Annotated in this window: 11 protein-coding genes and 1 pseudogene; 4 read left to right on the top strand and 8 right to left on the bottom strand. The window is 70.2% G+C overall.

What is annotated here, in order from left to right; genetic code table 11:
- The 3 genes from ACTWQJ_RS38715 to ACTWQJ_RS38705 all read right to left on the bottom strand — a co-directional run.
- The coding region (locus tag ACTWQJ_RS38715) for an alpha/beta hydrolase (RefSeq protein WP_443311122.1) at window positions 1-899 on the bottom strand (899 nt) is incomplete at its 3' end.
- Between the two features lie 262 nt (window positions 900-1,161).
- Window positions 1,162-1,476 (bottom strand): hypothetical protein, encoded by a 315-nt coding sequence (locus tag ACTWQJ_RS38710; RefSeq protein ID WP_443311121.1) that lies wholly within the window; start codon window positions 1,474-1,476, stop codon window positions 1,162-1,164.
- Window positions 1,477-1,577: 101 nt separating this feature from the next.
- Window positions 1,578-1,913 (bottom strand): hypothetical protein, encoded by a 336-nt coding sequence (locus tag ACTWQJ_RS38705; RefSeq protein WP_443311120.1) that lies wholly within the window; start codon window positions 1,911-1,913, stop codon window positions 1,578-1,580.
- A gap of 79 nt (window positions 1,914-1,992) precedes the next feature.
- Here ACTWQJ_RS38705 and ACTWQJ_RS38700 point away from each other — a divergent pair, with 79 nt between their 5' ends.
- Window positions 1,993-2,490, top strand: coding sequence for a DUF2975 domain-containing protein (locus ACTWQJ_RS38700; protein ID WP_443311119.1), 498 nt, complete (start codon window positions 1,993-1,995; stop codon window positions 2,488-2,490).
- Complete coding sequence (locus tag ACTWQJ_RS38695; protein ID WP_443311118.1) at window positions 2,490-2,711, top strand: helix-turn-helix domain-containing protein; 222 nt, start codon at window positions 2,490-2,492, stop codon at window positions 2,709-2,711. Before ACTWQJ_RS38700 ends, ACTWQJ_RS38695 begins: the two co-directional genes overlap by 1 nt.
- A gap of 518 nt (window positions 2,712-3,229) precedes the next feature.
- Here the strand turns inward: ACTWQJ_RS38695 and ACTWQJ_RS38690 are convergent.
- Window positions 3,230-3,670, bottom strand: a complete 441-nt coding sequence (locus ACTWQJ_RS38690; RefSeq protein ID WP_443311117.1) for an OsmC family protein — start codon at window positions 3,668-3,670, stop codon at window positions 3,230-3,232.
- A gap of 268 nt (window positions 3,671-3,938) precedes the next feature.
- Between ACTWQJ_RS38690 and ACTWQJ_RS38685 the strand changes: the two genes are divergently transcribed.
- Window positions 3,939-4,136 (top strand): hypothetical protein, encoded by a 198-nt coding sequence (locus tag ACTWQJ_RS38685; protein WP_443311116.1) that lies wholly within the window; start codon window positions 3,939-3,941, stop codon window positions 4,134-4,136.
- 37 nt (window positions 4,137-4,173) lie between these two features.
- Here ACTWQJ_RS38685 and ACTWQJ_RS38680 read toward each other — a convergent pair whose 3' ends face one another.
- On the bottom strand, window positions 4,174-5,079 hold the full coding sequence (locus tag ACTWQJ_RS38680; protein WP_443311115.1) for an NmrA family NAD(P)-binding protein: 906 nt from the start codon (window positions 5,077-5,079) through the stop codon (window positions 4,174-4,176).
- 498 nt (window positions 5,080-5,577) lie between these two features.
- On the opposite strand from ACTWQJ_RS38680, the pseudogene ACTWQJ_RS38675 reads away from it, so the two are divergent.
- Window positions 5,578-5,703: pseudogene (locus tag ACTWQJ_RS38675) on the top strand (alginate lyase family protein); the annotation flags it as partial.
- 22 nt (window positions 5,704-5,725) lie between these two features.
- Here the strand turns inward: ACTWQJ_RS38675 and ACTWQJ_RS38670 are convergent.
- The 3 genes from ACTWQJ_RS38670 to ACTWQJ_RS38660 form a co-directional block, all read right to left on the bottom strand.
- Window positions 5,726-7,636, bottom strand: coding sequence for an amylo-alpha-1,6-glucosidase (locus tag ACTWQJ_RS38670; protein WP_443311114.1), 1,911 nt, complete (start codon window positions 7,634-7,636; stop codon window positions 5,726-5,728).
- On the bottom strand, window positions 7,633-8,991 hold the full coding sequence (locus ACTWQJ_RS38665) for an MGH1-like glycoside hydrolase domain-containing protein (RefSeq protein WP_443311113.1): 1,359 nt from the start codon (window positions 8,989-8,991) through the stop codon (window positions 7,633-7,635). Before ACTWQJ_RS38665 ends, ACTWQJ_RS38670 begins: the two co-directional genes overlap by 4 nt.
- Window positions 8,988-9,393: TIM barrel protein (locus ACTWQJ_RS38660; protein WP_443311112.1), on the bottom strand; the 406-nt coding region annotated here is incomplete at its 5' end. The genes ACTWQJ_RS38660 and ACTWQJ_RS38665, both read right to left, overlap by 4 nt.

Raw genomic sequence — 9,393 nt, 5'->3', positions numbered from 1 at the left:
GGGACGTCGTCGGCGGGCAGGACGGTCGCGCCGAAGTCGGGCGAGGTGGGGTCCGCGCCGTGGCCCAGGCCCAGGACCTCGACATTGGGGACGCGGTCGATCCAGTCGTCCGGGGACTTCGCCGCCCAGATGTGAGCATCGGTGTCGAGTGCGGTGACGTCGTCGGCGCGCATGCCGGGCGAGCCCATGACGACGATGTCGCTCGCGTCGGTGTCGGGGGCGGCGAGGCCGCAGACCACCGAACCGTAGCTGTGGCAGAAGAGGGAGGGGTCAGGGAGGCCGGCCGCGTCCAGGCCGTCGGTGAAACGGGTGAGGCGCTCGGCGCCGGTCTCGGCGAGCCGACCCGTCGCCAGGTCGGGGCCGATGCCGGAGGGGGTGGTGTAGCCGGCCCAGGCGATGACGGCCGTGTCGTCGCCCGCCTCCTCCTGGAGGTCGGCGGCCTGCTGTGCCGTACCGTCGAACGTCGAGATGTCGATGTCCGAGCCGGGGACGATCACCGAGACGTGGGTGGCGTTCTCCAGGTCGCCCGCGACCTGCGCGATCAGGCCGCGGCCGCGCGGGTCGTACGCCAGGACCTGGTCGCCTGCGGGGGCGTTGGCCTCGTAACGGAGGTTTACGGGGGCGCCGTCGAGGTTGCCCACCACGGTGGGGTGGTCCTCGACGAGTCGCTGCTGCTGAGTGTCGGTCAGGTCGGCGAAGAAGGCCGCCACTTCGGACGGGGTGGCCGTGGTGGGGTCCGGTAGCTCCTTGTCCAGAGAGTCGTCCGCCAGCCAGGCGGCGGTACCGGGGAGCGGACCGCTCGGCGCGCTCTCGCTGCTCGCCGAGGCCCAGCCTGCCGTGCTGCCGACCAGCAGTGTGGTCAGTACGGCGGTGGTCAGGGTCTTCCTGAAGCGGCGCATCCGTCCGTCTCCCTTTGTATCGTCCGTGGTGACGGGGAGGAAGGTAGGAAGGCGGTGGGGGGTGGGGCGTCACGCTGGGGAGCCAAGTCGGGAGTGATACCCCGGTAGGGGGTGGGCTAGGTGCTGGCCCCCGGGGGTGGGCAGGGGTTTCCCCGCAGGACTGGAGGGCGAGGGTGCCGGGACGAGCGGCGAGACGATGGGAGAAGATGGAGCAGCGGGCACGGCAACCTTGCAGATCGTGAAGCGTAGAGAACTCCATAATCTACGGGCGTCGTGCCCGCTCTGCGTCGACCACCCGCTTCATGATCAAACCGGGCGAACGTGATTCTCCCCGGGGCCCTGCCTTTGCGGCCAGCAGCTCGATCATCTCCTTCAGCCACCGGTCCACGGGGGTGCGGGAGAGGTCGTTGCCGCCGGCGAGGTCGGCCAGGCGCCGGTCATGCCGCAGCGCGGCCAGCACGATCACCGCGATCCGCCCAGCCGGACGCTTCCGCCACCGCGATCTGATCTTCTTCAGATGGGCGGACAACAGCCCGGTCAGGAAGCGCAGGGTCTGCGGGACAGCGGCAGCCGGCACTGGTAGACAAGCTCACTGTGGTCCCTGGCCGGGACGGTTTTGTAGGCATACTTCACCAACCCACGCCGAGGGCCCGCCCGTTACGGCCTGCGGGCCGCGGATCACAGCCGGGCGGTGAAGGTGCCGTTCGGCAGCTTGTGCAGCCAGCCCCGCCCGGCCAGCTTCGACAGCTTGCCGCGCAAAGGCTCCAGCCGGCCCGGCACCGAGGCGTCGATCCCCAGCTCGACGCCGACCTCCTTGACCATCACCGACCCGCCCGCGGCCTTCACGATCTCAAGCATCCGCTGGTAGTCGGCGGGCAGCGCGGACGCATCTGGCACCTCGCTGCGGTGCGGCACCTTCAGCACCGACCGGCCCGCGGCCCGCACCCGCTGTGGCGTCCCGGCGTTCTGCCCGGCGGCGGCCTCAGCTTCCTGCTCGTACAGACGGCGCAGCACCCGCTCCGTCGGCCCACCCCTTGCCACACCTATCGAATATCGATAGATTCCCATCGTTGCTCGATCGAAAGGAGAGGCAATGGGAAAGCTGACAGTGCTTGCGCTGCGCGCCGTGCTGGTGGTGCTGCTCGTCGGCTCGGTGTTCGTGCAGGCGGTGATGGTGCCGTTGCTGGCAATCGACCTGCAGGATCTCGACGCGGACATCGCACACGTGCGCACCCCGACACTCGTGATCGCGGTACTGGGGATGGTGACGGTCCAGGTCGTCCTGGTCTGCGTGTGGCGACTGGTGACGATGGTTCGACGGGGAACGGTGTTCTCCCACGCAGCCTTCCGGTACGTGCATGTCGTGATCGGCGCGATGGTGACGGCCGCGCTCCTGGTGTTCGCGCTCGGAGTGGTCCTGGCGCCTGGCGAGGCCGTACCGCCGGGCATTGTGCTCCTGCTGGGCGGGGTCGCCTTGGCGGTCCTGGGGGTCGCGCTGATCGTGCTCGTGCTGCGGATGCTGCTCGCCCAGGCCGTTGCGCGCGACATCGAGGCGGCGCAGATGCAGGCCGAGCTGGCTGAGGTGATCTGATGCCGATCGCCGTCGACATCGACGTGATGCTGGCCAAACGGAAGATGTCCGTGGGCGAACTCGCGGAACGTGTCGGGATCACGCCCGCCAACCTGGCGGTGCTCAAGAACGGCCGTGCCAAGGCGGTGCGCTTCGCGACGCTCGCCGCGCTCTGCGAGGTGCTCGAGTGTCAGCCGGGAGACCTGCTGCGCTGGGAGGCCAAGGAAGCAGCGGACGGGTGACGCCTGCCGTCGGCGAGACTCGGCTTGGTTGCGTCCTATTACTCCTATGTCAAGCTGCCGTTGCGGGGGTGGTCGCGTTGCCACGTGCCCCTTGGGCTCGTGCTGGAGGGCCCGGTGGACGACGTCGGACATGTGACGCTTGAGGGCGCGGATGGCTTCACAGGGTCGCCCGATCAGCGGATCATTGCCTGCTGCACCGTTATGCCATGGCGTGACCGGAGCCGGCTGAGTTCCACAGGCTCACCGCGGTGATGGACAACGGTGCGCCGAAGGTGAGGGCCATTCGCACGCCGAAAAGGGCAGGAATCCGGGCGAGGGCGTGCAGGAGCGCGGCGGCTCGGTGGTGCGTGGCCGGGTAGACCAGGGTCCCCATAATCTCGTGTCGGTGGCGGGCGACGGCGGCCAGCGCGCCGGAGGCGTTGGTGTCGGTGGCTACGCTTGGCCCAACCCACTGGGCCCGGGGAGAGCCATCAAGAAGGCAGCTTGCCACAGGTTTCTCACTCCTGTGGGCGAGAATGTCAGGCGTCCTTGATCGTCGCGGTCACGGGCGTGCCGATCTCGACCGTGCGGCTGACCGTACAGAGACGGTCATGGGAGGTTTTGACCGCGCGGGGAAGAATCGCGCGGGCGCGATCCGCACCCTCACCGTCCGGGAAGGCGACGGTGAAGGTGACCATGAGGTTGGTCATGCGGTTGCCGAGCTCGTCACTGATCTTGTCGCCGGTCACCGCGACGGAGAACCCGATGGGCTCCGCGTGGCGGCTGGTGGAGATATCGACGTCCGCGGCCGTGCAGCCCCCGATCGCGGCGAGCAACAGCTCGACCGGGGTGAACTCGGTGTCCCGGCCGGCATCGGAGGCCGTACCGAAACCGATCGATCCGCCGCGGGCGTTGGTCGCGACGAAGTGGCCAGTGCTGGTTCGCTCGACGACAACGGAACGCTCGGAGTTTTCGCTCATGCCGTCGACAGTAGTGCCACAGAGCGATGGGGCCGCGGAGGTCGACCGGAGCGGGTGCGGGCACATTTCGCTGCACGCCGGCCACGAGGCAGCACTTCCCCGGCCGTCACGCGAGCCGCACTCGGAGCGTTTCGACGGGCGGTCGAGATGGGCGACCTTCAGTCTCTGCTCGATGTCCTCGCGCCCGCCGTCGTGGCCCTGGACCACGGCGGCGGGGGCAAGCGGGCCGTACCCCCTCTCCCGTCGTCGGTGGCGACAAGGTGGCCTGTTGTCCGCAGGGTTCGAGTGGTTCGGCGACGGCGCGTCGATCAACCCAGTACAGATCAATGGCTACCGCTCGCTCCTGCGGCGCAACGGAGAGATCGGCACCGTCGTGGCGGTGCGGATCGACGACGGCCTCGTCACCGAGCTGTACTCCGTACGCAATCCCGAGGAACTGTCGAGCGTGAAACCGGAGGCGCCATGAGCCACTCGTCGGCGTTGTACGTGTCGGCCGGTGGGGCTCAGCCCAGGTAGAAGTCCTTGCGAGCGGCCACGAACGCCTCGACCGATTGAGCAGGTACGCCCGTGACGTGCTGTACGTCGTCCGTCGCGCGGTCGTAGCGGTTCTCGCGGTGCAGCCGGGCCATGGTGGCGATGTGCTCTTCGGTGTGCGACGGCAGGCCCACCTTGGCGAGGACTTCGGCCCGCCAGCGGTCCAGCGGCACGTCCACATAGGACACCGGAGACCCCAACGCCCGCGAGAACTCCTCGGCCATCTCCGTCATGTCGACCGTGCGCGGGCCGGTGAGCTCGTAGACGTGTCCGATGTGCGGGGCCGGGTCGCGCAGCACGGTGGCGACCACTCGGGCGACGTCCTCCACAGCGACCGGCGAGGTGCGCCCAGTGCCGAACGGCAGCGCGATCGTGCCGTTCTCCCGGATAGAGCGTGCCGGCAGCGTGGTGAACAGTGGGTTGTCCAGGAAAGACGTCGGCCGGATGTGTACCACCGGCAGGCCCGACCAGTTCAGTACCTGCTCCGCCAGCCAGTGCAGGCGCTGCTGGTGCGACTCCGCAGTGCTGGTGGCGGTCATCTGCGACACCGTCATCTGGGACATGCTCACCAGGGCGTCCAGGTTTCCGTGCTCGCGCGCCACGCTGGCCACCACGGTGGCTGCCAGCAGATGGTCCGGCGATACGGGCATCGCGAAGTACATCCTGCCGACGCCCTCCAGCGCGGCCGCGACGCTCTCGGGCCGGGTCAGATCGCCGAGGACGACCTCCGCGCCGAGCCCGCGCAGCTCAGCCGCACGATCGTCGTCGCGGCGCACCATCGCACGCACTGGCACCCCCTGCGCACGCAGTTGCTCAAGGACCGTGCGGCCCACGCCACCGGCGTTGCCGAGGAAAACCAGGTTGCTGGCGACCATCGGTTGATCTCCTTGGCTGAGTCAGGATGTGATCACACGTGCGCGCCCGGTGCCGTGGGGTGCGCCACCGGTCTCGGGGAAGGTTGCCCCGGCGGCACTGGACGCAGTAAGCGGTCGGACCGAAGGCCGGCGCTGCCTCTGCGTCTTCCGAGCGAGGAGTTCCGCTTGGCCTGGGACCCGGAGAAGGGGCCGCGCAAGCGTGACACTCGCCGGATGACCGTGCCCTGGAAGGTGACCGGAAGAGGAGATCGTCCAATCAGCCCAGAAGGGCCGGCAGCCCATAGCGCCGCGGAATGGGGCAACGTTGGTCAGAACCTGTGCACCGCCTACCTGCCACCGGAGTCACGGTGTCATACGACAAGCTGGTCATCGTTCTCGTGGTCGCCGCTGGCGTCCCGTTCCTCCTCGCCATGGTGCCCCGAGTGACGGGCAACGCAACCCCGAAGTCGACTCGGGCACCGACGTCAGGACGTCGAGAAGGTCTTCGACCCCACATACGACCTCGCCCTCGCCTGGTACTACACCGGTCACGGGCGGTACGCGCAGAAGGCCGCGCAGATCCTGCGCACATGGTTCCTGGACCCGGCCACAGCTGCACGCGTTTCTCGCACGCTGACTCCGTAGGCCCGACCCAGGTGCGTCCCCCTCACACCTGCTGAAGCGCCGTGCGCAGGGCCAACGGTGTTGCGGCTGCCCATGCCTGGGGCGAGCACGCGTGGGGGTAGGGGACGGGGTCGGCGGTCGCGGAGCGGGCGTAGCCGGCGATGACCTCGGGCAGGCGGTAGGCGTGGCGGGCGGCCGCCGCGATGAGGCCTTCGGTGACGGTGTTGACCTCGGCGGCGAGCCCGTGGCGGGCCAGGCCCAGAGCGATGACGGCATTGTCGTGCGGCCAGGCGCTGCCACGGTGGTACGACAGCGGGTGGTAGGGCTTCTGGCCGGCTGCCAGGGTGCGGATCGCCCAGCCCGAGAAGAAGTCCGGCTCCAGCAGGCGCCTGCCCACCCGGTGGGCGTGTTCCGGGTCGAGGATCCCCGACCACAGCAGGTGTCCGGCATCCGACGCGAGGGCGTCGACCCGGCGGCCGTCGCCGTCCAGGGCAAGGGCCGGGAAGTCGGCACCCGGCATCCAGAAGTCCGTCACGAACCGGCTGCGCAGCCGGGCGGCGGCCTCGCGGAGGCGGTGCGCGTACGGCTCGTCCTGCCAGATGTCGTGAGCGAGGTTCGCGGTGCGTACGAGGGCGTCGTAGGCGTAGCCCTGGGCTTCCGACACCGCGATGGGGCCCTGTGCCTGGGTGCCGTCGGTGAAGCAGATGGCGCCTGCGGAGTCCTTCCAGTTCTGGTTGACCAGGCCGCCCGGGTCGGGGGTGTAGACGAGGTAGCCGTGTTTCTCCAGGCCGCCGTCGGTGAGCATCCAGTCCACGGCCTGCCGGGCGTGCTGTTCCAGGCGAACGGCCGGGGAGCGGTCCCCGGTCGTCTCGTAGTGGGCATGGAGAAGGACCAGGAAGAGGGGTGTGGCGTCGACGGCGCCGTAGTAACGGCCGTAGGGGACCTGACGGAAGTGGGCGAGTTCGCCGTGGCGGGTCTCGTGGACGATGCGTCCGGGTTGCTCGCCGCTGAAGGCGTCATGGCGCTGCCCCTGGGTGGCGGCGAGTGCGCTCAGCGTGGCGGCAGCAGTTTCCGGCCGGTAGGGCAGCAGGAAGTACGACGTCAGCAGCGAGTCCCGGCCGAACAGGGTGAGGAACCACAGGATGCCGGCGGCGGGGACGTACACCTCCTCGCCGTCGACGCCGGTGACCGGGATGGTCAGCAGGTCCACGTCGGCCAGGCCCCGTTCGCAGGTGCGGGTGAGGTCGTCCGGTGCCGTGGCAGGCGCCCGGCGCCGGTGCGGTACGGCCGGGATGTCGGCCGGGAGCCCCTGCGGCTGCGCGCGGACGGTCAGGTGGAGTTCTGCTTCTCCGTGACCGTCGAGCTCCAGGTGCCAGGTCAGGGTGCGCGCGGTGGACTGCGGTGTGCCCTGGGCGGTGGTGACGGCGTCGGGGGCCGGGTGGCATGTGAGGGTCGTCCGGGTGTGCCAGTCGGCTCGCCGGTAGTCGAAGAGCAGGCCGTCGTCCGTGGGCTGCGTCTCGTGGCGGGCGCCGGGTTTGGGGTAGTGACGGTCGTCGGCGCGCAGTTCGAACAGGTCGGCGAAGTCCGCGTCGACGGTGAGGTCGACGCGGGCGGTCAGCGGGTCGGGGCGGTTGCTGACCAGGCGCAGGTGTTCGCTCAACGCGCCTGCGGAGACGGTCTGTTGGCGGAAGACGGTGTAGGCGGGCGGGTTGTCCCGCGTGCCCTTGGGGGTCAGCACGCCGGTGGCCGTGTGGTCCGTCTCTGCTGTGGCGGGCACCAGGGCCACGGGGCTGGTGCCGTCGACGGTCAGCTGCCAGCGGCTGAGGTGACGGGCGTCGCGCAGGAACAGTCCGTCGGGTGTGGTCCCGCGTGTGCCGGTGATGCCGCCGTCGGTGTCGAGGCGGGCGAAGGTGGCGTCGCGCACCAGCTGGACACGCGTGTCTGCCGCGGTCATGGTGTGGGTTCCTTCGGGTCGGCGCACAGCAGGTCGAGGGTGAGAGCGGCGGTCCACGAGAAGTGGCGGGTGCCGCGGGCGGCGCCGGTCGTGGGGTCGACGTATTCGGCGAACTCGGAGCGTCCCGCCTCCGCGAGGACGCCCTGCCGCAGACGGTCGGCGCCCTCCTGAAGACCGTGGGTGCTCAGTCCGCGGTGGATCAGCCAGGCCGTGTTGAACCAGGCCGGGCCGCGCCAGTAGCGCTTGGGGTCGAAGGCGTGGCCGGTCAGGTCGTAGCTGGGGACCAGTCGTGTGGCTGGTGCGCTGAAGTGCGGCCCGTCGAGGGTCTCGCGCAGGCGGCGCACGACGTCGGGCGGCAGGTGGGGCACGATCAGCGGGATGAGGCCGGTGACGCTGCGCTCGTCGACCAGGGCGTCGCTGCCCAGGTCGCGCGCGCGGAACAGGCCGGCGGTGTCGTCCCACAGCCGGGTCACCAGCCGACGGGTCAGCTCCTCGGCACGCGTTGCGTGGGGGGCGGCGGTCGCGCCCAGGTCCTGGGCCATGGCGGCCAGTGCCAGTTCGCTGACGATCAGCAGCGCGTTGAAGCAGGGGTCCTCCACGGCGAAGCCGTGGCGTGCCGCGCGGTCGTCGTAGCCCGCTTCGCGGTAGTCGGTGGCCAGCCGGACATAGCGGCCGTAGTCCAGGTCGGTGGGCCGGTCGGCGGGGTGGCCGTGGTCCAGGTCGGCGCGGTGCACGGCGTCGGGCGGGGCGGGTTCGACGCGTTGCAGGGCCCGGTCCCAGCAAGGGCTGTTGTCCATGCCGGGTTCCCAGGGGTGGACGACGGCCGCCAGTCCCCCGCCGCCGAGGTCGCGGCGGGTGAGGAGGTAGTCGTGCCAGGCGGCGAGCCGTGGGTAGGCCCGGGCGAGGAAGCCTCGGCGGCTCGACTCCTGGGGGTCGGCCCGGTGCACGAGCCAGGCCGCCAGGGCGTGCACCGGCGGCTGGACGATGCCGGACGTCTCGGGAGCCGTGGGTGCGCCCGCTGTCCGGCCGGCGTGGGAGGACCGCCAGAAGTCGGGGCTCGGGAAGTAGGCGTCGTGCGGCAGGGCGGGGTTGAAGACGATGTGCGGTATACGCCCGTCGGCCCACTGCCCGGCCAGCAGGGACTCCAGTTCTCGCTGCGCGCGGCGCACCGAGAGATGGCGTAGTCCGATGGCGATGAAAGCGGAGTCCCAGCTCCATTGGTGGGGGTAGAGGGTGCGGGAGGGAACGGTCGAGGTGCCGGTCCAGTTGTCGATGAGGACCCGCGCCGCACCGCGCCGCAGTGTCAGGGAGTCTGCGGGCGCGGTGGGCGCGGGCCGGTCCAGGAGGGATTTCACGCGCCGGACCTCTTGAGGAAGGCCGGGACGGAACGGACGGCCTCGCCGGGGTCGCCGGTCAGGCGGCACTCCAGAGCGAGGTGGCCGTCGTAGCCGATGGTGTGCAGGGCGCCGAGCCAGGCGGGCCAGTCGAGGTGTCCGGCGCCGGGCTGGAAGCGGTTGGAGTCGGAGACCTGGGCGTGGCCGATGACGTCGGCGTGGGCGAGGATCGCGGCGGCGGGGTCGCTCTCCTCGATGTTCATGTGGTAGCTGTCGATGCCGATCTTCACCGAGTCGAGGCCTGTTGCGCGGATCAGTTCGGCGGCTTGTTCGAGCCGGTTGACCATGTGGTCCTCGTACCGGTTGAGCGGCTCCAGAAAGAGGGTGACGCCCTCCTTGCGTGCGTGCTCGCCCAGTTCGGTC

The sequence above is a fragment of the Streptomyces sp. KR55 genome, assembly GCF_052245645.1.
GTDB lineage: Bacteria > Actinomycetota > Actinomycetes > Streptomycetales > Streptomycetaceae > Streptomyces > Streptomyces flavusporus.
The sequence above is the reverse complement of the archived record's forward strand: the minus strand, read 5'-3'. Positions and strand labels throughout refer to the sequence as shown.